We start from the raw sequence: 23,142 nt of genomic DNA, 5'->3' as shown, positions 1-23,142 counted from the left end.
CTTACCGGCGTCGCCCCTCCATCCAAATAATAATGGCTAGTCATTAGAAATACTGGACTTGCGTCAGGGCAGCTGGCATCATTCGAGTGAGTGGCGGATCCAATGGAGGGCCGATGAGCGTGATCTGGACGAATTCGGGCGACTCCCACTTCATCGAGCCCGACGACCTGTGGAAGTCCCGGTTGCCGAAGGCGCTTGCCGACCTGACGCCGCGCGCCGAGAAGGATCCCGACGGCGAGTACGAGACCGTCTCGGTCGACGGGCAGATCTTCAGGCGCAAGCTGCCGTCGTCGGCGGTGGTGGCCTTTGCCGAGATGAGCTCGAGGCCGCAGGGCACTCGCGATGCGAAGGCCCGGCTCGGGGATCTCGACAACGAGGGCGTCTGGGGCGAAGTCATTTTTCCGTCCCTGGGCATGTGGGCGTCCACCTTCCGCACGCCGGCGCTGCTCAAGGCATGCATGCGGGCGAGCAACGAGTGGGCTATCGAGGAGATCTGCGCGGTGTCGCCGCGATATGTGGTGACCGCCCAGGTGTCGACGCTCGTGGTGGATGACGCTGTCGAGGAGTTGCAGTGGGCCGCGGACAACGGCTTTAAAGCGGTGTTCCTGCCGACCACGCCGCATCCCAGTGCACCGGACTGGCATCGCAAGGAATGGGAACCGTTCTGGGCGGCGGCCGAGGAGGCCGGCATGGTGATCGCGTTCCACATCGGCACCGATCCGGTCGAGGTGACGGCCAGCAACAGCGCGACCGGTGGCGCAGGCCAGGTGTACCGCGGCCCGGGTGGTGCCACCATGAACTACGCCGAGACCACGTTCTCGGGTCAGCGGGCGGCGATGAAGATGGTCGCATCCGGCGCTCTGGACCGTCACCCCAACCTGAAGGTGCTCATCTCCGAGGGAGGTGCGACGTGGGTACCGTTTCTGGGTGACCGGCTCCTGGAGGGATACCGCCAGCACCATCTCGCGGTGCGGCCCAAGCTCACGCGCAGCCCCAAGGAAATCCTGTTCAGCCAGGTCTACGCGTCATTCCAGCACGACGAAACGGCGGTCGCGGCCTATGAGCACATGGGCTACAAGAACGTGATGTTCGGCAGCGACTACCCGCACATGGAGGGCACCTTCGGGCACACCCAGGACACCCTGAAGGGGCTCTTCGACGGCGTGAGCGACGCGACCCGACTGCGCATCACCCAGGGCACGTTCTACGAACTCTTCCCCGACGTTCCGCCAATTCCCGTCGAAAACGTTTGAGCGCGTGCCCAATACAAAGGGTTTACGCGACGTCGCCATTGTGGGCGTCGGTGCCACGCCCTACTACAAGCGTGGCGGGTCGCTGCCTCAATCGATCACCGAACTGGCCGGCGAGGCGATCCTGGCGGCGTGTGCGGACGCCGGCCTACCCGTGACCGAGGTCGACGGCTTCGCCTACTACTCGGGCGCCAGCGCGGGCTACACCGAGAAGATGGACACCGCCGACTTCGTGGAAACGCTTGGGATTCCTGAGATTCGGTTCACCGCCGCGTTGACCTCCGGCGGGGGCGGGTCCGCGGGTGCCATCGGGCTGGCGCGGGCCGCGATCGTCGCCGGCGATGCCTCGGTTGTCGTGACGGTGATGGCGCTGCAGCAGGCGAAACAGCGCCTCGGGTCGGTGTTTTCGGCACTGGAGCCCGATCCGATCAATTCGTTCCTGCAGCCGTCGGGACTGTTCGGCCCGGGACATCTGATGTCGGTGATGGCTCGCCGGCACATGCATCTCTACGGCACCCGCCGCGAGGCGTTCGCCGAGATCGCGTTGTCCACGCGAGCCAACGCGGCGAATCGGCCGAAGGCGATGCACCCCGAACCGCTGACGTTGGACGACTATTTCAATGCGCGAATGATCGCAGAGCCCTTGTGCCTCTACGACTTCTGCCAAGAGACCGACGGTGCCGTCGCGGTGATCACCACCAGCATGGACCGGGCCAAAGATCTGCGGCAACCGCCGGTGCCGGTGGTTGCTGCAGCCCACGGTGGGGTCCGGGACTGGGGCAGGGCGTTCGCCTGGATGGGCATGCCCGACGAATACTTCGCCTCCTCGGGCAACGCGCCCATCGCCAAGCGGCTCTACGAGCAGGCCGGCGTCGGCGCCGCTGATATCGACGTCGCACTGCTCTACGACCATTTCAGCCCGATGGTGCTCATGCAGCTCGAGGACTATGGGTTCTGCGGCAAGGGGGACGGCGGCGAGTTCGTCGAAAGTGGAGCGATCCGGTACGACGGCGGCTCGATTCCGGTCAACACCCACGGCGGTCAGCTCTCCGAGGCCTACATCATCGGGATGACTCACATCATGGAAGGAGTCGAGCAGATGCGCGGGACCGCCATCAACCAGGTCGCCGACGCCGAACTCGCCCTGGTCACCGGTGGCCCCGCGAGCCTGCCCGTGAGCGGCCTGATCCTGGGACGCGCCGCGTGAGCACCGCCGCCGCCACCCTCGCCACTACGATCCCCGGCGAGCACGTCCGGATTGCGATGAACAAGGACACCGAGCCGTTCTGGATCGCCGCGAAACAACGGCGTCTGGTGGCGCCGCAGTGCGCCGACTGCCGGTCCTTCCGGCTGCCCCCCACCCCATTCTGCCCCAATTGCCAGTCGAGACAAGTAAATTGGATCGATCTCAGCGGCGATGCCGTCGTTTACAGCTTCGCCGTCGTGCACGGTTTCCCCGGCATGCCGGATCTGGTGCTGGTGCCGGCGGTCCTCGACCTGCCCGACGCACCCGGTGCGCGACTGGTCTCCAACGTCGTCGACATCGCACCCGCCGACGTCACGATAGGAATGCCTGTGCACGTTGACTTCTCACCGATCGCCGATGGCTGGCTACTGCCCGTCTTCCGGGTCCGCGCTCGGGGCGAGGAGTAACACCGTGTCCGACGACAGCGCTCTGCATGAGAAGCCCCTCGAGTTCCTCAGCAGCATCGCCAACACCGGCGGATCCTGTGACGGTCAGGCGATCCTGCCCCTGAATGGGCATTTCCGCTGTACGTGCTCGTGCGGCGCCTGGGACATCGAGGTCGACGACCCGCAGGAAGGCTTGCGGCAAGCAAGGATTCACACCGGCAGCATGACTGGCTAGATGTTGAGGAGCAGGGGACCATGGGTAATCTAAACGGCAAAGTCGCCTTCATCACCGGAGCAGCGCGAGGCCAGGGCCGCGCGCACGCGGTGCGGCTCGCGGCGGACGGCGCGGACATCATCGCGCTCGACATCTGCCGCGACATCGACTCGATCGACTATCCCAATGCCAGTCCCGAGGATCTCGACGAGACCGCCAAGCTCGTCGAAAAGGAGGGCAGACGTATCGTCGCCCGCCAGGCCGACGTCCGCGACGCCGATGCCGTCGAGCAGGCGGTGGCCGACGGGCTCGCCGAGTTCGGCCGCCTCGACATCGTGATCGCCAACGCCGGCGTCATTCGGCTGGGCCCGGGCGGCGATCGGCGACAGACGTTCCGCGACATCATCGACGTCAACCTCATCGGCGTATGGAACACGGTGGAAGCGGCGATCCCAGCCCTCATCGACGGTGGACGCGGCGGTTCGATTGTGTTGACCAGTTCGAGCGCCGGCCTGAAGGCCCCGAATACCGATCGCGCAGGCGGGCAAGCGTACGGCGCGGCGAAGCGCGGTCTAGTCGCTCTGATGCAGACCTGGGCGAATAACTTGGCGCAGCATTCGATCCGCGTCAACACGATTCACCCGACTGGGGTTGCCACCGGAATGGTGATGAACGACGTGATGGCGGCGATGTTCGAGGCCAATGATCCGTCGCTGGCCACGATGCAGAACGCGCTGCCCATCCCGATCCTGATGCCCGAGGACATCGCCAACGCGGTGGCGTTCCTGGTGTCCGACGAGGCGAAGTTCATCACCGGTATCGCCTGGCCGCTCGACGCCGGCTTCGCGGTCCGCTGATAGCCCGCCAGGCTGCACGGACTATTGCGTCCGTCCCACAACATAGTTAACCTAGTTTGACGAGTTTTCTTTGACCTGTCGCGTCATTCGGTCCAGATTGACAGTCGACTGTCGTATTATGCGAGCCGCGAGTGCTTCGAGTTCGCGCCCGTTCGAAGCCGCACGGAAGGACATCATGATCCAGAATCAGCCCACGGCAACGTGTCCCATGAAGCAGATTGACATGAACGCTCCGGACTCGCCTGCGCTGGCTCACTTCCATTTGCTCGACGAGTGCCAGGACGAGGCCAGACCGGTCTTCCGCAACACCGAGGCCGGTATGGAGTACTGGGTATTCACCGACAACTCGGTGATCCTGGACGGGCTCCAGCACCCGGAGCTCTGGTCCAGCAGCGTGATCGTGCCGACGGATCCGGAGCCGCCGTACAAGTGGATCCCGATCATGCTCGACCCGCCCGACCACACTAAGTGGCGTCATGTGCTGGCGGAGTACTTCTCGCCTGGCCGCGTCAAGGGCCTGCGCGACGCGCAGCAGAAGTTGGCCGCGGGACTGATCGAAGAAGTGGCCGGCGAGGGTGGGTGCGATTTCGTGACGCGGATCTCGCGGGTGTTCCCGTCGACGGTCTTCCTGACCATCATGGGCATGCCCGTCGAGGATCTCGAGAAGTTCCTGGCCTGGGAGGACATGATCCTGCACCAGAGCGGGGCGGGAGAGGAAGTCAACGCGGCCCGGCTCGAAGGCATGACGCACGTGATGGGCTACTTCTCCGGCCTGATTGCGGAGCGGCGCGAGAATCGTGACCCAAGTGCGGACGACATCGTCAGCAAGGCCATTGACTGGACGCTCGACGGCGAACCCATCAACGACCTGGAACTGCTCAACTGTCTCCTGCTGCTGTTCATGGCCGGGCTCGACACGGTCTCCAACCAGCTGTCCTACGCGATGCTGCACCTGGCCACCCATCCGGCCGACCGCGCACGGATCGTTGCCGAACCCGAGCTCATTCCAAAGGCAGTGGAGGAACTTCTACGGGTTTATCCGATCGTGCAGACGGCACGAAAGGCAACCCAGGACATGGATTTTCACGGATGTCCGGTCAAGGCGGGCGACATGGCGTCGTTCTCCCTCGCGTTCGCGGGCCGGGATAAATCGGCCTATGACGATGCCCGCACGGTCAACTTCGACCGCGGCGTCACACGTCACCTATCTTTCGGCGGCGGCCCGCACCGCTGCCTCGGTTCGCACCTCGCGCGGCAGGAGCTGGCGGTGGTGCTGGAGGAGTGGCACAAGCGCATTCCGAACTACGAGGTCTCCGGGCAGCCTATCGAGCACGGTGGTCAGGTGTTCGGCGTCGATTCGCTCAAGCTGACCTGGAGCTGAGCTGATCGGGACCGTCCAAGTTTTAGCGAGCGCAGTGCCTAACACCGTCGGATTCCTTGGCGCCGGACAACTCGGCGAGCCCATGGTCGAGCGGTTGCTCGGCGCCCAACACGACGTCCTGGTCTACGCCCGGCGCGAGGAGGTCCGCCTGCGACTGGAGTCGAAGGGCGCGGCAATGGCCGATTCGGTGGCTGACCTGGCGCGCCGTAGCGACATCCTCATCGCATGCCTGTTCTCGGATGCACAGTTGCGCGAAACCGGGCTGGGCGCAGACGGTTTCATCGCCAACGCTAAGCCGGGTGCAGTGTTGGTGTCTCACACGACCGGCACCCTGTCCACCCTCGAGGCGTTGCGGGATAGTTGTCTTTCGCCGCCGGTCATCCTCGATGCGCCCGTCAGCGGCACCGCGGACGACATCAACGCAGGCAGCATGACCGTGCTGATCGGGGGACCGAGTGACGCCGTCGCCGCAGTAACGCCCGTCCTCAACGCCTATGCCGACCCGGTGGTGGCGACCGGTGCACTGGGCAGCGCGCTGGCGCTCAAGCTGATCAACAACCTGCTGTTCGCGGCCAACGCCCAACTCCTTGCCGCGGCGACGCAACTGGGAGACCGGTTGGGCGTCGCGCCGGACGTGTTGTTGTCCACGCTGCAGGTGTGCAGCGCCAGGAGTCACGCGGCGGAACAGGCGCACCGCGTCGGCGGGATGGACCGGTTCGCGGAGTTGGCCGGGGCGTTCTTGCGCAAGGACATCGCGGCGTGCCGCGAAGCTGCGGTCGAGGCAGGTGTGGAGCTGGGGCTGCTGGACACCGCAGTACGCGAGGGACCGCTGGCGTTGGACCACGCGAGCGCGGGGACACCCTGATGACGGGTCGACTCGCCGGGAAAGTCGCGTTCATCACCGGCGCCGCTAGGGGACAAGGCCGCGCACACGCAGTGCGAATGGCCGTCGAAGGTGCCGACATCATTGCCGTCGACCTCGCCGCCCCGCTACCCGAATCAGTGCGTTACCCATCGGCCACCCCCGACGACCTCGCCGAGACCGTGGAGATGGTGAAGGCCGCAGGTGGTCGAATAATGGCCACCGCAGCCGATATCCGCGATCTGGACGCGCTGCGTCGCGCCGTCGACGCGGGCGTCGAGGCCTACGGACGACTAGACGTCATCGTGGCCAACGCGGGAATCTGCATCCCGTCACCGTGGAACGAGATCACCCCGGAGTCGTTCCGCGACATCATGGACGTCAACGTGACCGGTACGTGGAACACCGTGATGGCCGGAGCGCAGCGGATTATCGACGGCGGCCGTGGCGGGTCGATCATACTGACCAGCTCTTATGCCGGGGTGAAGGTACAGCCGTACATGGTGCATTACACCGCGAGCAAGCATGCCGTAACGGGGATGGCGCGGGCCTTCGCCGCCGAACTGGGAAAACACGACATCAGGGTCAACAGCGTGCATCCCGGTCCGGTCAACACTCCGATGGGGGGTGGCGACATGATCGCCGCGCTGTTCGCCGCGATCGAGACCAACCCGACGCTGAACAACATGGGGACCCCGTTCCTGCCGCAATGGGCCTGCGAGCCGGAAGATGTTGCCGCCGCGGTGTGTTGGCTGGCCTCCGACGAGTCACGCTTCGTCACAGCCACCCGGTTGTCGGTCGACCAGGGCATGGCGCAGTTCTAATGCTGTCGCGTGATCCCCTCGTGCCGGCCCCGTCAGAGCTGGTCGAGATACCACTCGACCAGCGCGACTGACGTCTGCGGATAGCTACGAGCCGTGGCGGCATCGAGTCCGTCGCGCACCAAGAGCCGGGCGAGTCGGTTGTTGATCAGCGACAGGACGAAGGCGGCTAACAGTTGGTAGTAGACGATGTCGCCGGTCACGGTCCCGCCGAATTGCACATAGCGCCTGACGGTTTCGCCGTCGTCGGGTACACCGGGCAGGCGAGCGAAGCCCAGTGCTTCGCAGAGGAAACGTTCGAACATCAGCCACCAACCGAGGTCTATGTCCGGTGGACCAGTGCCTGCGGTCTCCCAGTCGAACAATGCGACCACCGACAAGTCCTCGCCGAAACACATGTTTCCGACGCGGGCGTCGCCCCACACCACCGTCTCGGCATCGGTGTGCGGCGCTGCGGCGAGAATCACCTTCAGGGCCTGTGCGAGCACATCCGCACCGACCACCAAATCGGCGCGACACCACTCGTACCAGCCGCTGAGTTTGTCGAGGTAGCGCTGCAATGCCGTACGGGTCTGGTCGGCGCCGCCTCGGAGGAAACGCAACGTCTCTGGGTCGTCGACGCGGTGCACGTCGACGAGTGCGCGTAGTCCGTTGCTGCACAACAACTCCCGATCGGCAGCGGAAAGGTCGACAGTCCAGCCGCGCTTGTGCCAACTCGGAACGTCCGACGGTGTGCGCCCCCGCACTCGGCGCATCACATAAAACGGCGACCCCAGGACCGCGGCGTCGCGTTCGATGCCAACGATGTGCGGAACTCGAATCCCCTGCGCGCCAAGTCGTTGCATCACTTCGGCCTGTCGCGGGGCGTCGGGTACGGTGAACAACTGGTGGTCTTCTGCCTGTGCGCGCAGTACCAGATCCTCGGAAAGGCGCACGCCGGCCCGGTCGGTCCAGGCGGCGGTGAAGAACACCGTTCGCCCGGAGTAACCGGCTGGCGGAGCGGTGAAATCGGAGACCACGAAGGCGGTCGCTTCCGTACCCGCCAGCCGAAGTGGCAACCAAGCCTGGAGTACCTCGCCCACCCGGTCGCCGACGTCGCCGCGCGTCGAGGTGTACGCCATCTGAAGAACCCCTTGCCCAAGTACTGAACACTACTGTCAGAATAGCGGTCATGGACAACAGTCGGTGGAGCAGTCCGGCGCTTGGAGCCTACGTGCTTCCCGGACGTGTCACCGATTCCGGCGCCGTGATCGGCCAGGCGCAGGCCGCCGAGCGTCTCGGCCTGCGCACGGTGTGGCTCAGCGAGCGGTGGGGCACCAAGGACCTCGGCGTGATCGCCGGCGCGATCAGCCAGGTCACGTCGGGAATCCGAATCGCTTCGGGCATAACGCATTTGCAATCGCGGCATCCCGCATTGCTGGCGTCGCTGGCGATGACGGTGCAGGCGCTCTCGGGCGGGAGGTTCGTCCTCGGTGTCGGCCGCTCGGTGGACGCCATGTGGAAGGCCGTCGGGTTGCCGACCTCTACGAACGCCTCGATCGTCGACCACGCCGACATCTTCCGTCGGCTGTGCCGCGGGGAGAAGGTGCGCTACGACGGACCCGCGGGCACCTACCCGTCCTTGCGGCTCAACGACTTACCCGATCAGCCGGTGCCACCTGTCGTCTTCGCGGCGATCGGGCCCAAGGGCCTGGAGCTCGCCGGCCGTCACTTCGACGGGGTGCTGCTGCATCCATTCCTGACCACTCCCGCCGTGCGCCGATCGGTTGAGCTCGTCCGCCGCGCCGAACGCGCGGCTGGGCGGCCGACGGGCAGCGTGCGGGTGTACGCCACCGTGGTAGTGGCCTGCGAACTCCCTGCCGACGAGGAACTCGCGCTCGTCGGCGCCCGCGCGGTGACCTACTACCAGATTCCGGGCTTCGGAGAGCGACTGGCGGCCGTCAACGGATGGGATCCAGAGCCGTTGAGCCGGTTGCGATCCCACCCCCTGCTCGACGGGATCAGAGGCTCGGCGGACTCCGTGCTCACCCGGGAGCAACTCGTCGAGGTCGCGTCGCTGTTGCCCGCGGCATGGACCGGCGAGGCGGCGGCGGTCGGATCGGCGTCCGCCTGCCACCAGGTATTTCACCGCTACCGAGCGGCAGGGGTCGACGAGCTGGTCTTGCACGGGAGTACACCCGAGCGGCTCGGCCCCCTCTTCACGCGGGCGGGCTGATTAGGCCCACCAGTCGCAACGACACTCACCGGGTGTCAGTGTGACCGGACCCCGAAGTCGATGTCCGCAACGCCGGAGAACGGCGTGAAGCCGGCCTTGTTTAGCCACGACGGGGCTGCGTGGTGTCCCGGTTCCGGACGCGCCCAGTCCACCCACGAACCCCAGTCCTCGCGACGGAGCTTCTGTTCGAGCGTCTGCGGGTGGGCGGCCTCGGCGGCCGCGTAGCGAGCAGCGAAGCCCTTCATCTCGGGCAGCAGCCAGACGTCTTCCTCAGAACGCCATTTGCCGCCGCCGGCGTATTCGATGAATTGATACGAGGGGAAGTCGATGGGCGCCCCGCCCGGCTCCGGGTTATCGGCGCGGTTGACCACCTTGTACGCGACGCGGGCGCCGTCGACGACGTACCAGACCAGCGGGCTGTAGACCTGCGGTGCGGCGCCCATCGTCCCCTCGAGGAACTTGGTGATTTCCGCCGGACCGGTAAACGTTCCGTAGAAGTGGTCGAAGTAGGTCGCGTCGTCGGTGAACAGGCCGGCCCAGGCCTGCCAGTCCTCGAGCACTGGGCCGGTCATGAAGTAGCGCCGAAATTCCCGCTCGACTTCCGCAATGTCTGCCATCGCGCTCAGCCGCCGAGTCGCAGGCCGGTATTGCGGGTGCCGAACACGTCGGTGGCCATGATCGCGCCGAGTTTCTCTGCGTCCCAGCGCTTCTGGCCGTTGGAGACCGATGCCGCCGGATGCCAGCCCTTGAGAAGTTGGAGATGTTCGCCCATCGCACGGATCACCTGACCGCTGACGTGACCGGCCTCCGGGCTGGCCAACCAGGCCACCACCGGCGAGCCCAGTGACGGATCCTTGGGGTCGAACTCGTCCTCGGCGCGCTCATCCGGCTCGATCGGGGCCTGCGCGCCCGGCATGGACGCTGACATCCGGGTGCGCCCACCCGGGCTGATGGCATTCACGGTCGCGCCGATCGACGCCAACTCCAGGCTCAGCGTCTGGGTCAGGCCGACGATCGCGGCCTTCGCGGCGCTGTAATTGGTCTGCCCGAAATGGCCGTGCAGACCGGCGCCGGAGGTGGTGTTGATGATGCGCCCGTAGACCTTTCCGCCGGATTCCTTGGATTCGGCGCGCCACTTGCGGGCGACCGCGCGGCTGGTGAGCCAGCTACCGCGAACGTGCACTCGCATCACGAGGTCGAAATCGTCGGCGGACATGTTCCAGATCGCCTTGTCCCGAACGATTCCCGCATTGTTGACGACGATGTCCAGCCGGCCCAGCTGCGAGTAGGCTCGCTCGACGGCGAGGTCGACCTGCTCCTCATCACCGACATCGCTGAAGTCGGAAACAGCTGTGCCGCCGCGACTTTCGATGATCGCCACCACTTCGTCGGCGACCTTGCCGGTGCCCTCGCCGGACAAGCTGGTGCCCAGGTCGTTGATGATCACGGTGGCGCCGTGCTTGGCCAGCTCGAGCGCGTGGCCGCGGCCGATGCCGTGCCCCGCCCCAGTCACCAGGGCGACTTTGCCGTCGAGCAGTCCGGTCATGGGCTCTCCTCGATTGGTGCGAATACCGTCAGGAATGGGCTTTCCGGATCGGCGTCGTCGACCGGGCGAAACACCGCGGTCACCGGCATCCCGACCCGAAGGTGGTCACCGTCGGCGCCTTCGATCATCGTCATCAGCCGCGGGCCCTCGGCCAGTTCGACGATCGCGGCCACATACGGCAGGCGCTCCTTGAACGGTGCCAAATCATTGACGTAGACGGTCGAATACGTATACAGCGTTCCGGTCCCGCTCGCCCTTGTCGGCCGCACGTCCTCACTCCAGCAAAAGGGGCAGAACGGGCGCGGATAGTGATGGACCTTGCCGCAGGCCGCGCATTCGGCGATCAGCAATTGACCCTGCCGGGCGGCCTCCCAGTAGGGAGCGCTGGCCGCGTCGATCGTTGGTATGTCATTCCCTTTTTGCAAGCGGGCCACCGTTACCACCCGGTGAATTCGGTCGGTCGTTTCTCCACGAACGCCTGAACACCCTCGGTGGAGTCGTGCGAATACGACTGGATCTCCTGCGCCATTGCCTCGGCGACGAAAGCACCGGACCGATCGGTGTCGGGGGAGTCGTTGAGCAGCCGTTTGGTGAACGCGATCGCGGACGTCGGGGCTCCGGCGAGCCGGCTGGCGAAGTCGCTGACCGTGGCCTCGAAGTCGGTGGCGCTGACCACCCGGTTCACCAAACCCAGCGTGAATGCTTCTGCTGCCGAGAGCTTTTCGCCGAAGAATGCCATCTCCTTGGCCTTCTGCATGCCGATGCGGCGCGGCAGTAAATAGCAGCCGCCACCGTCGACGACCAGCCCTCGTTTGACGAAAGACTCTGCGAAGTAAGCGTTTTCGGTGGCGATCACCAAGTCGGAGGCGTATACCAGGTGGGCTCCCAGACCCGTCGCCGCACCGTGCACCGCGGCGATCACCGGTTTATTGCAGTCCAGCACGCTGGCGACCAGCCTCTGGGCGCCGTTCATGATGCGCCTCGTTGGCTCCAGCACCCGCTTCTCGCTCGTTGCACGCCGTTCGGCCAGCGATCCCACGTCGGCGCCGGAGCAAAAGTGCTTGCCGTTCGCGCGCAGCACCACCACGCGGACCTTCTCGTCGGCGTCCCCGGCGCCCAATAGCGCGATCAGCGCATCACGGTCGTCGGGTCGTACCGCGTTGGCGGCTTCGGGCCGGTTCAAGGTGATCGTCATGACGCCGTCTGCGATGTCGGATAGCACCGCCGCTTGTGTGCTCATGGTGTGTAGCTGGCCTCGAGGTGTTTGATGCCGTTGACGAAGTTCGATCTCAGCATGACCGGTTCGCCCGCCGCGGTGATGTCCGGGTAGCGCGCGTAGAGCATCTCGAACGCCACGTTCAGCTCCAGGCGGGCCAGGTGTGCGCCCAGGCAGAAGTGCGGTCCCGGGCCACCGAAAGCGATGTGATTGTTGGGTTTGCGACCGATGTCGAAGCGCTCCGGCTGGTCGAACACCGCGGGATCGCGGTTGGCGGCGGGATACCAGACCACCACCTTGTCGCCGGCGTTGAAGGTGTGAGTAACCGCGCCCTGCGAGTCGGTCAGCGTCACGCCATCGCGGGTTACCGTGCGGCGCATGTGAATCACCGGGCTGGCGTACCGCAGAATTTCCTCGACCGCGGTGGGCGCCATGTCGCCGTAGTTCGCCAGTAGCCGGTCACGCTGCTCGGGGTGGGCGCTGAGAATGAGCAGCCCATGGGTCAGCGCATTGCGCGTGGTCTCGTTGCCGGCGCCGATCAGCAAGATGAAGAACTTCGCCAACTCCTGGGGGGTCAGATTCTCCTCGTCCGAGGTGACCAGCTTGCTGATCACATCGTCGCGGGGATGCGCAATGCGGTCCTCGGCGATCTGCTTGAGCAGCTCGATGAGCTGCTCGCTGGTGTCGGTGACGGCTGCTTCGATGCCGGCGACGGTCTGGTCGGGTACGTACTCGGGATCGGAGGCGCCCAGCACGACGTTCGTTGCCTGCACGATGAATTGTTCATGTTCGCGCGGGACGCCCAGCATGTTGTCGATGATGCGCAGCGGCAGAAGGGTGGCGAACGAGGAGACGAAGTCGCACCTACCCGAACGCGGCATCTCGTCGAGAATTTCGGCGGTGGTTTCGTGGGCCAGGCCGCGCAAATCGGAGAGCATGCGGGGAGTGAAGCCGCGCGAGACGATCTTGCGCAGCCTCATGTGTTCGGGATCGTCCATGTCGATGATCGAGCCGCGGTATTCGCGCATCTCGGCGGTCTGGTCGAAGATCTGCGTGCCCTGGCCGGAGCTGAACTCGCCGGGCCGGCGGCTGATGTCGACGACGTCGCGGTGGGAGCCAACCGCCCAGAATCCACGGGGCCGCGGTGAGTCGGGTCGGTTGGTGCGGACGAACACCGGGCCGCCGGCCTCGCGAAGGCGCCGGTAGAGCTCGCTGCGGTCAGCTGGACGCTCCTGCCACCACCGCAAATCGATCAGCGGCGCGAACTGCTGCTCGTCGGTCTCGATTGCGCTCACAGCACCCGATTCTGGCACCCATGTCACTTATAGGCAATGCCGGGGTGCTCGATCAAACGGGGCAATGACACGATATTTGTTCGCAGCAGGCGCGAGTTATCTAACATTGGTGTCACTGCAGTCGGAGGAGCGGAGGAGAGCACATGACCTTACGGGTCGGCATCATCGGCGTCGGTTGGGGCGCGCATGTGCAGGTGCCCGGTTTCCGGGCGGCGAAGGGTTTCGATCCCGTCGCGCTCTGTGCCCGTACACCTGATCGCCTGGAACGGGTGGCGACCAAATTGGGCATCGAACAGACCTCCACCGATTGGCGGTCGTTCGTGACCCGCGACGACCTGGACGTCATCTCGGTCGCGACGCCCACTGCGCTGCACCATGAGATGACGATCGCCGCGCTGGCGGCGGGCAAGCCCGTGCTGTGTGAGAAGCCACTGGCGGGTGACCTGCAGGCTGCCCGCGACATGGTGCGCGCTGCGGCGGATGCCGAGCTGCCCACTGCCTGTTGCTTCGAGAACCGTTGGAACCCCGACTGGTTAGCCGTCGCGGACCGGGTGCGCTCGGGCTTCCTCGGTTCGCAGTACTTTGCGCGGGTCAGTCGCAGCGCGTCCTACTGGCATCCGAGTCATCCGCTGCAGGCCCATTGGATGTACGACCGCGAGCAGGGCGGCGGCTATCTGGCCGGCATGCTCGTGCACGATCTGGACTTCTTGTGCAGCCTGCTCGGCCGCCCGGTATCGGTGTGCGCCGAAGTCCGCACCAGCGACCCGGTCCGCGAACTGCCCGACGGGGGGACTCTGGCGGTCACCGCCGACGATACTGCGGCGCTGCTGATGCGTATGGAGTCCGGGGTCACCGTCGTGTTGAGCCTCACGGTCATGGGCGCCCACGCCGACTACTACCGCCTGGAGTTGTTCGGTTCCGATGGCACCATCATCGGCGACGGCGAGTTGCGTTCTGCGGCGTACAGTCTCGGCACCGCCACCGATCCCGGACTGAGCCCTCTGACGGTTGATGAACGCGAGCCCGCGTACCCCGAGCGGTTGCCCGGCGGGTTGGCGGGCCACGCGAGCAGGGCGATGGCGCTGATGCTGCAGGACTGGCTGCCCGCGTTCGACGGGGGCCCCAGCGGCGCGGCCACCTTCGAGGACGGGTTGCTGTCGCTTGCGGTGATCGATGCTGCGCATCGCTCAGCTGAAGGCGGTGGTTGGGAGCCCGTGCAGGCTTGAGACGCGGGTCGAGCAATCAAGGAAGGGAGCTGCCCGATGAAAGGTGGACCGTCGATCAAGCATCTCGACGATGTACCGGCCGAGGAAATGCTGCGTTACGAGTTCGCTGATGGTCGCACGGCGTCGATCTGGGAGAAGTGGATCGAGCTTTCTCCCCGTTACTTCGCGTTCTGGAACAAGTGGGACCCGGGTGCCATCTCCTCGCAGCACGGTCACACCGGCGATCACAGCAACTTCATTCTGGCCGGCGAGATCCGTTGCGGTGACGTAGTCGCCCGCGCCGGTACGCACATCATGCTCGAGTGGGGGGACGTGTTCGGACCTTGGGAGGCCGGGCCTGAAGGATGCGAACTGTACGGGTTCATCGCCGGTGAGGGACAACCGTTCAGCGGCGATACCACCGCCTACGAAGCGTTGCTAAAGGCGCGTGGCGCCCGATCGGTACCCTTACCGATGCCAAAACGCTTGCCGCCGTGGATACTTGCCAAACTAGGTCTGCCATTCACCTCATCGACCACCAACTGGACGGCGTCGACCTGAGCCGCTCGGGTGTCGTGCTCGTCGTCGGAGCTAGTTGAGGGACGAGCCGGCGTCGACCGTGACGTGTCGGCCGGTTATCGCTCGCGATTCGTCCGCTGCCAAGAACGCCACCGCAGCGGATGCGTCAGTGTCAGCCCAAGTCGCCGCTGGCCATAACATCGTCGAAAGCGACGCACCAGCCTGATTGCCTCTGCAATCCACGTCGAGCATGACGGGCCGATGCAGCCGCCCGGCACGCCGCACTTCGCCGGCATCCTCCGCTCCGCTGACGGTGTTTACCCGGATACCTTGTGGCGCTAGTTGTTTGGCCAGCGTCTTCACGTACTGCAAGACCATCGACTGAGCGAGCTCATATGCTGCCCCACCGAGTCCCTGCGGTCGATCGAGAAATGGTCCTTGCGGGGAGAATGTGGGACCGGAAGCGATGAGGGACGATCCTTCGACCAACCGGGGCATCGCGGCGCTGAAAGTGTTGACCACGCCGATGAAGTCGACGTCGAATGTGTCTATGAAGGCCGCGATTGGGGCGTCCGGCTGAGTCGGGGCAATGGCGGCGCTGGCCACGACGATATCGAGTGCGCCGAGTTGCCGCACCGCGGTGTCGACGGCGATCTCCATTTCGGTTCGATCGCAGACATCGCACCGATACACCAGTGTTTTTCGGTCGAGCTTCTCGATCATCGTAGCGGTGCGGTCGAGGTCTTCGCCCGTCGCGAGTGGGTAGTCGCACGATGGGATGTTGTCGCACAGATCCACCAACACGACGTCTGCGCCTTCCCAGGCCAAACGCAGCGCGTGGCTTCGACCGCGACCCCTGGCTGCGCCGGTCACGAGCGCCACCTTGCCCGCGAGACGTCTACTGGTCACGACCTTCTCCGGCGAGAAGTCCCTCGGCGGGCGGATAGATCAGTACGCCCCGGATATTGGCGCCGGCGTGCATGTCGGCGTAGCCGTCGTTGACCTTCTCCAGCGGGTAGGTGCGAGTCACCATGGATTCGAGGTCGACCTGGCCGGCGCTGTACAACTCAAGGATTTTCGGGATGTCGGCACGCGGATTGCCCGAGCCATAGAGGGTTCCGATGATCTGCTTTTCGGTCAGGGTGAGGTCCATCAGGTTGGCCCGGATCTCGCGCTCCAGCATCGGGTGGATGTTGGTGACCACCAGCCGGCCCCGCTTGGCCGTCATGGCCAGCGCCCTGCCGACCAGTTGGCCGTCACCGACTCCCATGGCGCAAATGAACTTGTCCACGCCACGGTTCCAAGTAGCCTCGGCGACAACATCTTTGGCTTCGTCCCAGTCCGCTGCGGTATGCGTGGCCCCCATCTTCACCGCTTCGGCCCGCTTGTACTCCGACGGATCGATGACCGTGATCGTGCGGGCGCCCGCGAGCCGGGCACCCTGTACCGCCGCGGCGCCGATGCCTCCGACGCCGGCGATGGCGACCGTGTCGCCCGGCCGGACCTCGGCGGCGTACACCGACGATCCCCAACCGGTGATGAAGCCGCAGCCGAGAAGGCAGGCCAGGTCGAGGCGATAGTGGTCTGGGACCTTCACGCAACTTGCCTCGTGCACCACGGTGTGGTGCGCGAAAGAACCGACGCCGCAGGCCAGCGCCAGGTCTTCGCCACCGAGATGGTGGCGGGCGGTTCCGTCGTGAATCTGCATGCCCGAGTAGATCTTTGCGCCGAGGTCGCACAGGCTCTGATGCCCTGTCGAGCATGAGGGACACCGGCCGCACGACGGAATGAAGCTGAACACGACGTGGTCACCCGGCGATAGCCACGACACGTGTTCGCCGACGGACTTGACCACGCCCGCACCTTCGTGGCCGCCGATGCAGGGCAGCCGGATCGGCATGTCGCCGGTGACGAGGTGGTCGTCGGAGTGGCACATGCCCGAAGCGTGTAGTTCGATCAGTACCTCGGTCGCCTTCGGCGCATCGAGTTCGATGGTCTCGATGGACCATGGCGTGTTGCGTTCGAATAGGACCGCTGCCTGGGTGTGCACTGCTGTGCTCGATTCTCTCTGGCCTTCCGGCCCCTATCGGATGATGGCTTGATGTTCGACAAACCCGGCGATGCCCTCGGGGCCGCCTTCGCGGCCGATGCCGGACTGCTTGAATCCACCGAACGGGCTGGCGAAATCGAGCACCGCGGTCGAGTTGACGGCCACCGAACCGACGAGCAGTTGGGCCGCCACCGCGGCCGCCCTTTCCTCGTCGGCGGACCACACCGCCCCGACCAGGCCGTAGCGGGAGTCGTTGGCGATGGCCACCGCCTCGGCGGCATCGGCATCGGCGTCGGCGGTGTCGTCGTAGGCGATAACGACCGCGACCGGGCCGAAGACCTCCTCACGGGCGATCTCCATGTCGTTGGTGGCCTCGACCAGCGCGGGGGAGACGTACCAGCCTGGGCGGTCGGGCCGTTCGCCGCCGACCAGCACGGTGGCGCCGTCGTGCCGCGCGCGATGCAGGAACCCCTCGACCCTGCTACGCGCGGCCTCGTTGATCAGTGGACCGATGTCGGTGGCCCGGTCGGCGGGATCTCCGACGACCAACCCGGCGACCGCGGCGGTGAGTGCGGTCACGAACTCGTCATATCGGCTGCGCGGCAACAAGATACGGGTCAGCGCGGCACACAGCTGACCGTTGTTGCCCATCACGCCGGTGACCAAGCCGGGTACCGTCGTCTCGAGCGGCGCGTCGGGTAGCACGATGGCGGCGGACTTCCCGCCCAGCTCGGTGCTGCAGCGGCGGATGCGGGAGCCGCACGAAGCCGCGATCCGCGCGCCGACGGCCGTCGATCCCGTGAAGCTGATCTTGTCGACGCCTGGATGATCGGTCAGCAGCTCGCCGGTTTCGGCACCGCCGTTGACGACGTTGACCACGCCGTCGGGCAGGCCGGCTTCCTCGATCGCCTCCATCAGCACGCCGAATTCGAGTGGAGCGTCAGGCGATGGCTTGAGCACTGCCGTGCACCCCGCGGCTAACGCCGGACCGAGCTTCAACGCGGCGATGAACAGCGGCGTGTTCCAGGGCACGATGGCGCCGACCACGCCGACGGGTAGTTGACGTACTTCGACCGTGCCGCCCGTCATGGAAGGCCGCCGCGACGAGAAGGGATAGTCCGGCGTGATCGCCGCGTAGGCGCGCAGTACACCGACCGCGGTGATGACCTGACCGAACGTGCTCCAGGATCGCGGCGAGCCGATCTCCGCGGTGGTCAGGTCAGCCAGTTCGCTTTTGCGGGCGTTCAGCGCCTCGGCGAGTCGGCCCAGCGCCGCGCCGCGATCGGCGGCGGGCACCCGCCCCCAGGCCGGCAGGGCACTGCGGGCGGCCGCGACCGCGGAATCCACTTCCGCCCGGCCGGCGAGACCCACGGTGCCCAGCAGCTCGCCGGTGCTCGGCGACATCACATCCAGCGTCCCGGCGTGCGCTTCCGACACCCATTTGCCCGCGACATAGCTCGCCGCCAACTCGACCATGGCCACCGATTCTGGCAGCTATGTCATCTTTGGACAAGCGGTTCATTGGCTGTGAAGCGATGATTTGGTTCCAGTTCTGTATTTTTTCTGACACTATTGGTCACTATGAACGCTTCGCCTGACAGTCTCGCTGACGACGGCGCCGGACGGACATGGGAGCTGATCGTGGAACGCGGCAAGATCGCCGAGTTCGCCGAAGCCATGATGTGTGACGATCCGGCCTATCGCGGTCCGGACGCCATCATCCCGCCGACGTTCCTGACCACCGGCGGACGCTGGGCGCCGGCCGGTGCCAGGGTGGACGTGGGGTTCGAGCGCAAGCGCTTGCTGCACGGGGAGCAGGAATACACGTTCCACGCCGCTCCGCCCGCCGCCGGCGACGTGCTGATCGCGCAGGAGCGGATCGTCGACCGCTACTCGAAACCCGGCAAGCGTGGGGGCACAATGCGTTTCGCCACTGTGGTCACCGAATACCGCAACGAGCAGGGAGCACTCGTCGCCGAGGCCAAAGCGACCTTCATCGAGACGGCGGCTAAGCAATGACGGTGACCACCACTGCTGTGAGTGTCGGTGCACGTGCGCCGGTCCGTGACTTTGGGCCGCTGACCCGGCAGATGTTTGTCCGCTATGCGGGCGCGTCCGGCGATCTCAACCCCATGCATTACGACGATCAGCTCGCACAGTCCGCAGGCTATCCCTCGGTGTTCGCGCAGGGCATGTTCTCTGCGGCACTGCTGGCCGGGTTCGCCACCGACTGGCTGGGCGCTCGCTGCGTGCGCCGTTTCGGTGTCCGCTTCCGCGAGCAGGTCTGGCCCGGCGACGTGCTGACCTGTTCCGGCACGGTGACCGCGGTGTCGGCAGAAGCCGACGCCGACCGGGTGAGCGTGGAGCTGACGGCCGCACGACAGACGGGCGGGATCGCAATTGCGGGCTCCGCTGAGTTCCTCGTCCCGAGAAACACCGCTGGGCGCGACGCGGGCAGCACAGATCGGCCATAGGCTTAAGCCCGCCATGTCCGAAGCCTCGATCGTCCGCAGGGCCAGTTACGGCCCGTCCAGCCCCGCCGTGGGTGCTCGCGGTGCCAGCACCCGAGGCCGGATCGCCGAGGTCTCGCTGGAGCTGTTCGGTCGGCTGGGGTACTTCGACACGTCGGTCGACGCGATCGCCAAGGCAGCGGGGGTGTCCCGGGCCACCTTGTACCAGTACTACAAGGGCAAGGACGAGATTTTTCTGGAGCTGCTCAATGAATGCGGCGGCGCGTTGTTCCGGGTGGCGCGCCGCATCGGCGCGCTCGGGCCGGACGAGGTGGGTTTCGACAATCTGAACTGGTGGCTGGGCGAATGGAGCTGGGTGTTCGACAAGTACTCCACCATGTTCGTGCAGTGGACGGCGATCGCCTCGTCGGACACCAAGGTGCGCCCCGAAATCACCCGCTTCGTGCGCAGCTACAACCATCGCATCGCCGAGCGGCTCGCCGCCTCCGGCCTGACGGGGCTGGACCCGGAGGTCGCGGCCATGACGATGACCGCGCTGGTGCACCGCCTCAATCTGTTCGTGCACACCGACCGGGCTTACGGTCGCAGCGCCAAGGACGCGGTTGACACGCTGTCGGTATTCCTGCAGCTGATGCTGTTCCCCGATACGCCGCGGTCGGTGTTGACGTCTTTAGGTCTGCATGCCAGCGCAGACCCGGCGGCGGACGTGGACGCGCTCGAAGTGCCCCCGGCGCCAGACGTTTCGGGGCTGCCGGTCAGCGAGCGCACCGCCAGCCTCAGTAAGCGTGCCGTCATCACGGTGAATGCTCTGGCCGATGCCGGCGCCGCTCAATTCCGCGCGCGCGGCTACCGCAGCACCAGTGTCGACGACATCGTCGAGTCGGCCAGCGTGGCGCGAGGTACGTTCTACAAGTATTTCAAAGACAAGCAAGATCTGCTCGCTGCCGTGGCCGCCGAAATCTACAGCGCCGGAATGGCGTTCGCCGACCGGATCGCCGAGGTGGATCCTGTGGGCAAAACGTCTACGCTGCGGCACTGGCTGGGCACCTACGTCGAGTTCTACGACAAGTATTCGGGCTGCATCGAGGCGTGGGCCGAGGGCGCCACCGACGATCCGACGATCGTCAGCATCGGCGAGAACGGACAAGTGCAGATGGACATCGGGGTGGCTAGGATGCTTATCCGCGGATCGGATCGGTACCCGTTCGATCCGGTGGTCTCGGCGCTGATCTTGCGGGCGCTGGTCACGCGCCTGCCGCAGGCGGCCCTCGATCTGCCCGAGCCGATCAACGACGACGAACTCATCGATGTGTTGATCACCTGCATCCGCCGCGGGTTCTTCGGACGCAAGGAGTAAAACGGGCTCCCCGCCTATGCCGTCGTAACACCTTGGGCGACAAGACCATCGATCGCCTTCATCGAATATCCCAACTCGCACAATATTTTTCGGCTGTGCTCACCCAGCGCGGGCACGTCACCGATCAACGGATCGACGCCGGCCAGCGCAGCGGGCGGTGGCAGCGCGGCCGCCGGACCGCCCGGTGTCTGAATCTCCTGCCACCGGTCCCGGCCGACGAGCACCGGATGCAGCCACAATTGGTCCACATCATTCATCCGGGCATGTGCCACGCCGGCCGTCTGCAGGCGCTTCTCGAGCTCTTCAGAGCTCAGCCGCGCGGCCGCTGCAGCGATGATCGCCTCCAACTCGTCGCGGTTCGCCACCCTATCGGGATTCGTGGTGAACCGCGGGTCGGCGACGAGATCCGTTCTGCCCAAGACGGTCTCGCAAAGTCGCTGCCATTCGGCTGGATTCTGCACGGCGAGTAGGATGGTTTGGCCGTCGCCCGCGGTGAATGGGCCGTACGGCGCGATCGTCGGATGCCGCGCACCCGTGCGTGGCGGCGCCGTTCCGCCGTACCGGCCGTAGTAGAGCGGCTGCGACACCCACTCGACCAACGCATCGAACAACGACACCGATACCGGGTGTATCGCACCGGTCGTGGCGCGCGTGTAGAGCGCGGTGAGGATCGCGGAGAAGGTGAACATGCCGGCAGCGATATCGGCGATAGATACACCGGTGCGCGCCACTTCGTCCGGCGAGCCGGTCACCGATAAAAGTCCAGCCTCGGCCTGTACAAGAAGGTCATATGCTTTGCGGTCGCTCCATGGGCCGTCCTGACCGTAGCCGCTGATCGTGGCCGTAATGGTTTGCGGGTGCGTGCGGGAAACCGATTCGGCATCTAATCCCAGCCGGGCTGCTGCGCCCGGTGCCAGATTTTGCACCAGCACGTCGGCGCCCTCCAGCAGACGGTCAACGATGCGTCTGCCTTCGGGTTGCTTGACGTCTACGGTCAACGACTCTTTGCGGCGATTGAGCCAGACGAAGTAGCTTGACTCGCCGTGCACCGCGCGGTCGTAGCCACGGGCGAAGTCGCCGCCCTGCGGTCGCTCGACCTTGATCACCCGCGCGCCGAGATCAGCGAGTTGGCGGGTCGCATATGGCGCCGCGACTGCCTGCTCGAGGCTCACCACAGTGATGCCTGCCAACGGGGCAGTCGTCATGCGGTGCCTCCGAGGATGATATGACGAAGATGTCAGAAGAACGATATTAGTTTGTTGTCTTCAATTCGAATAGCATATGACGTAACGAAATCTACATGTACGCAGTGTCAGATGACGGCTGGACTGGTCAGGTGGGAGGCCGCGACGGCCATTCCGGTGATCCATTCCGGCACCGGCTCGTAGACCAGCGGCGTGACCGGCCGGCCGCCACCTGCCGCGCCGGCGGCAAGCCAGGTCCGGACCTCGTTGGCGCCCGCACCGGCACGGGAGTGGGCGGTGTCCACGAGTTGAACCAACGCAGCGACATCCCACTTCGACATGGCATCCAACACTTCGCCGTCCCAATCGGGACGTATCTTCGTACGCGCGTCCGCCATACCCTCGGCGATCATGCGCGCCCGGTCTTCGTCGCTGAGGTCGTAGGTGTCGACCTCTAGACTCGGCGGTGAATGTGATAACCCTCCGGTGCCGATCACCAGCACCCGCTCGGCGATCCCGTCTAGGAACCGGCCGACTTCCGCACCGAATTCAGCGACCCGACGACCGTTCGGCAGCGGAGCCGTGGCACAGTTCACCGGCACCGGGATCACCGGCTTGATCGCCAACTCCCCGAGTAAGTCCCGAACAGGTTGCGCGAACGCGTGATCCAGCCCGATGTCGCGACATGCGGCGACATCGAACCCGGCCGACAGCAGGTGTTCACACAGCTCGCGTGCCAACTTGGACGGGACATCCAGGTCGCCGGCCGGGTGGCCGCCCTCGGCCAGAATCGACGCGGACAGCGCAACCCCGAAGGCGGGCACCACATGGCGAAATGCCCGACGATGGTCGCCGCCGAACACAATGACGACGTCGGGATCGAACTTCTGCGCTTGCTCGGCCGCTGATGTCAGTGCCGAGCGGAACCGGCGACCGAAGGCGTGTTCGACATCGCGTTCCTTGCCCGGGCTGTGGCTCGCGCAGACCACCAACCGCTCCGACGTCACGCTCATCACCTCTTCGCTTGAAGTGACACCAATGTTAGATGAGTCGCGGTCCGGCCATTG

Annotated in this window: 25 protein-coding genes; 14 read left to right on the top strand and 11 right to left on the bottom strand. The window is 65.6% G+C overall.

Going from position 1 to position 23,142, the window contains the following annotated elements:
* The first annotated feature begins 113 nt into the window (after positions 1-113).
* From AC5Y5O_RS20075 to AC5Y5O_RS20040, 8 genes are all read left to right on the top strand, one after another.
* Positions 114-1,253, top strand: a complete 1,140-nt coding sequence (locus AC5Y5O_RS20075) for an amidohydrolase family protein (RefSeq protein WP_036473823.1) — start codon at positions 114-116, stop codon at positions 1,251-1,253.
* A gap of 4 nt (positions 1,254-1,257) precedes the next feature.
* Positions 1,258-2,457, top strand: coding sequence for a thiolase C-terminal domain-containing protein (locus AC5Y5O_RS20070; RefSeq protein ID WP_036473825.1), 1,200 nt, complete (start codon positions 1,258-1,260; stop codon positions 2,455-2,457).
* Positions 2,454-2,903 (top strand): Zn-ribbon domain-containing OB-fold protein, encoded by a 450-nt coding sequence (locus AC5Y5O_RS20065; protein WP_036473827.1) that lies wholly within the window; start codon positions 2,454-2,456, stop codon positions 2,901-2,903. Before AC5Y5O_RS20070 ends, AC5Y5O_RS20065 begins: the two co-directional genes overlap by 4 nt.
* A 4-nt stretch (positions 2,904-2,907) precedes the next feature.
* The gene (locus AC5Y5O_RS20060; RefSeq protein WP_036473829.1) at positions 2,908-3,117 is read left to right on the top strand and encodes a hypothetical protein; all 210 of its coding nucleotides are present in this window, start codon (positions 2,908-2,910) and stop codon (positions 3,115-3,117) included.
* A gap of 20 nt (positions 3,118-3,137) precedes the next feature.
* Positions 3,138-3,953: a mycofactocin-coupled SDR family oxidoreductase gene (locus AC5Y5O_RS20055; protein ID WP_036473831.1), complete on the top strand. Its 816-nt coding sequence runs from the start codon at positions 3,138-3,140 to the stop codon at positions 3,951-3,953.
* A 208-nt stretch (positions 3,954-4,161) separates the two neighbouring features.
* Positions 4,162-5,334 (top strand): cytochrome P450, encoded by a 1,173-nt coding sequence (locus tag AC5Y5O_RS20050; protein WP_051641732.1) that lies wholly within the window; start codon positions 4,162-4,164, stop codon positions 5,332-5,334.
* 34 nt (positions 5,335-5,368) lie between these two features.
* Entirely contained in the window at positions 5,369-6,199 is an 831-nt protein-coding gene (locus tag AC5Y5O_RS20045; protein WP_036473833.1) for an NAD(P)-dependent oxidoreductase, read from the top strand.
* On the top strand, positions 6,199-7,020 hold the full coding sequence (locus AC5Y5O_RS20040) for a mycofactocin-coupled SDR family oxidoreductase (protein ID WP_036473836.1): 822 nt from the start codon (positions 6,199-6,201) through the stop codon (positions 7,018-7,020). Before AC5Y5O_RS20045 ends, AC5Y5O_RS20040 begins: the two co-directional genes overlap by 1 nt.
* Before the next feature lie 32 nt (positions 7,021-7,052).
* Here AC5Y5O_RS20040 and AC5Y5O_RS20035 read toward each other — a convergent pair whose 3' ends face one another.
* Complete coding sequence (locus AC5Y5O_RS20035) at positions 7,053-8,138, bottom strand: phosphotransferase family protein (RefSeq protein ID WP_036473838.1); 1,086 nt, start codon at positions 8,136-8,138, stop codon at positions 7,053-7,055.
* A gap of 50 nt (positions 8,139-8,188) precedes the next feature.
* Here AC5Y5O_RS20035 and AC5Y5O_RS20030 point away from each other — a divergent pair, with 50 nt between their 5' ends.
* Positions 8,189-9,232, top strand: a complete 1,044-nt coding sequence (locus AC5Y5O_RS20030; RefSeq protein WP_036473840.1) for a TIGR03857 family LLM class F420-dependent oxidoreductase — start codon at positions 8,189-8,191, stop codon at positions 9,230-9,232.
* Positions 9,233-9,267: 35 nt separating this feature from the next.
* On the opposite strand, the gene AC5Y5O_RS20025 is transcribed toward AC5Y5O_RS20030, so the two are convergent.
* The 5 genes from AC5Y5O_RS20025 to AC5Y5O_RS20005 are packed head-to-tail and all read right to left on the bottom strand — an operon-like array spanning position 9,268 to position 13,289.
* Positions 9,268-9,849: a nuclear transport factor 2 family protein gene (locus AC5Y5O_RS20025; RefSeq protein ID WP_036473842.1), complete on the bottom strand. Its 582-nt coding sequence runs from the start codon at positions 9,847-9,849 to the stop codon at positions 9,268-9,270.
* 5 nt (positions 9,850-9,854) lie between these two features.
* Positions 9,855-10,778: an SDR family NAD(P)-dependent oxidoreductase gene (locus tag AC5Y5O_RS20020; RefSeq protein WP_036473844.1), complete on the bottom strand. Its 924-nt coding sequence runs from the start codon at positions 10,776-10,778 to the stop codon at positions 9,855-9,857.
* The gene (locus AC5Y5O_RS20015; RefSeq protein WP_036473846.1) at positions 10,775-11,221 is read right to left on the bottom strand and encodes a Zn-ribbon domain-containing OB-fold protein; all 447 of its coding nucleotides are present in this window, start codon (positions 11,219-11,221) and stop codon (positions 10,775-10,777) included. The genes AC5Y5O_RS20020 and AC5Y5O_RS20015 overlap by 4 nt, the downstream gene beginning before the upstream one ends.
* The gene (locus AC5Y5O_RS20010) at positions 11,215-12,018 is read right to left on the bottom strand and encodes an enoyl-CoA hydratase/isomerase family protein (protein WP_036473848.1); all 804 of its coding nucleotides are present in this window, start codon (positions 12,016-12,018) and stop codon (positions 11,215-11,217) included. The genes AC5Y5O_RS20015 and AC5Y5O_RS20010 overlap by 7 nt, the downstream gene beginning before the upstream one ends.
* Positions 12,015-13,289 (bottom strand): cytochrome P450, encoded by a 1,275-nt coding sequence (locus AC5Y5O_RS20005; RefSeq protein WP_036473849.1) that lies wholly within the window; start codon positions 13,287-13,289, stop codon positions 12,015-12,017. Before AC5Y5O_RS20005 ends, AC5Y5O_RS20010 begins: the two co-directional genes overlap by 4 nt.
* Before the next feature lie 143 nt (positions 13,290-13,432).
* Between AC5Y5O_RS20005 and AC5Y5O_RS20000 the strand changes: the two genes are divergently transcribed.
* Both AC5Y5O_RS20000 and AC5Y5O_RS19995 read left to right on the top strand, forming a co-directional pair.
* Entirely contained in the window at positions 13,433-14,515 is a 1,083-nt protein-coding gene (locus tag AC5Y5O_RS20000) for a Gfo/Idh/MocA family protein (RefSeq protein WP_036473851.1), read from the top strand.
* A 36-nt stretch (positions 14,516-14,551) separates the two neighbouring features.
* Positions 14,552-15,055 carry a cupin domain-containing protein gene (locus AC5Y5O_RS19995; protein WP_036473853.1) on the top strand — a complete coding sequence of 168 codons (504 nt, stop codon included), beginning with the start codon at positions 14,552-14,554 and terminating at the stop codon, positions 15,053-15,055.
* 30 nt (positions 15,056-15,085) lie between these two features.
* Here AC5Y5O_RS19995 and AC5Y5O_RS19990 read toward each other — a convergent pair whose 3' ends face one another.
* The 3 genes from AC5Y5O_RS19990 to AC5Y5O_RS19980 are packed head-to-tail and all read right to left on the bottom strand — an operon-like array spanning position 15,086 to position 18,539.
* Positions 15,086-15,922: an SDR family oxidoreductase gene (locus tag AC5Y5O_RS19990; RefSeq protein ID WP_330981755.1), complete on the bottom strand. Its 837-nt coding sequence runs from the start codon at positions 15,920-15,922 to the stop codon at positions 15,086-15,088.
* On the bottom strand, positions 15,912-17,063 hold the full coding sequence (locus AC5Y5O_RS19985; protein WP_036473856.1) for a Zn-dependent alcohol dehydrogenase: 1,152 nt from the start codon (positions 17,061-17,063) through the stop codon (positions 15,912-15,914). Before AC5Y5O_RS19985 ends, AC5Y5O_RS19990 begins: the two co-directional genes overlap by 11 nt.
* A gap of 33 nt (positions 17,064-17,096) precedes the next feature.
* Positions 17,097-18,539, bottom strand: coding sequence for an aldehyde dehydrogenase (locus tag AC5Y5O_RS19980; RefSeq protein ID WP_036473857.1), 1,443 nt, complete (start codon positions 18,537-18,539; stop codon positions 17,097-17,099).
* A gap of 105 nt (positions 18,540-18,644) precedes the next feature.
* Here AC5Y5O_RS19980 and AC5Y5O_RS19975 point away from each other — a divergent pair, with 105 nt between their 5' ends.
* From AC5Y5O_RS19975 to AC5Y5O_RS19965, 3 genes are read left to right on the top strand one after another with little or no spacing between them, the layout of a single operon-like run.
* Entirely contained in the window at positions 18,645-19,082 is a 438-nt protein-coding gene (locus AC5Y5O_RS19975; RefSeq protein WP_176234843.1) for an FAS1-like dehydratase domain-containing protein, read from the top strand.
* The gene (locus tag AC5Y5O_RS19970) at positions 19,079-19,537 is read left to right on the top strand and encodes a MaoC/PaaZ C-terminal domain-containing protein (protein ID WP_036473858.1); all 459 of its coding nucleotides are present in this window, start codon (positions 19,079-19,081) and stop codon (positions 19,535-19,537) included. Before AC5Y5O_RS19975 ends, AC5Y5O_RS19970 begins: the two co-directional genes overlap by 4 nt.
* Before the next feature lie 13 nt (positions 19,538-19,550).
* Positions 19,551-20,891, top strand: a complete 1,341-nt coding sequence (locus AC5Y5O_RS19965) for a TetR/AcrR family transcriptional regulator (RefSeq protein WP_036473859.1) — start codon at positions 19,551-19,553, stop codon at positions 20,889-20,891.
* A 14-nt stretch (positions 20,892-20,905) separates the two neighbouring features.
* Here the strand turns inward: AC5Y5O_RS19965 and AC5Y5O_RS19960 are convergent, their stop codons facing one another.
* Positions 20,906-22,096 carry a CaiB/BaiF CoA transferase family protein gene (locus AC5Y5O_RS19960; RefSeq protein ID WP_500026988.1) on the bottom strand — a complete coding sequence of 397 codons (1,191 nt, stop codon included), beginning with the start codon at positions 22,094-22,096 and terminating at the stop codon, positions 20,906-20,908.
* Positions 22,097-22,203: 107 nt separating this feature from the next.
* Positions 22,204-23,088, bottom strand: a complete 885-nt coding sequence (locus AC5Y5O_RS19955) for a 3-carboxyethylcatechol 2,3-dioxygenase (protein WP_084163677.1) — start codon at positions 23,086-23,088, stop codon at positions 22,204-22,206.
* Positions 23,089-23,142 lie beyond the last annotated feature (54 nt).

The organism is Mycobacterium sp. NGS40, from assembly GCF_059812735.1.
This window is presented reverse-complemented; position numbering and strand designations above follow the sequence as displayed.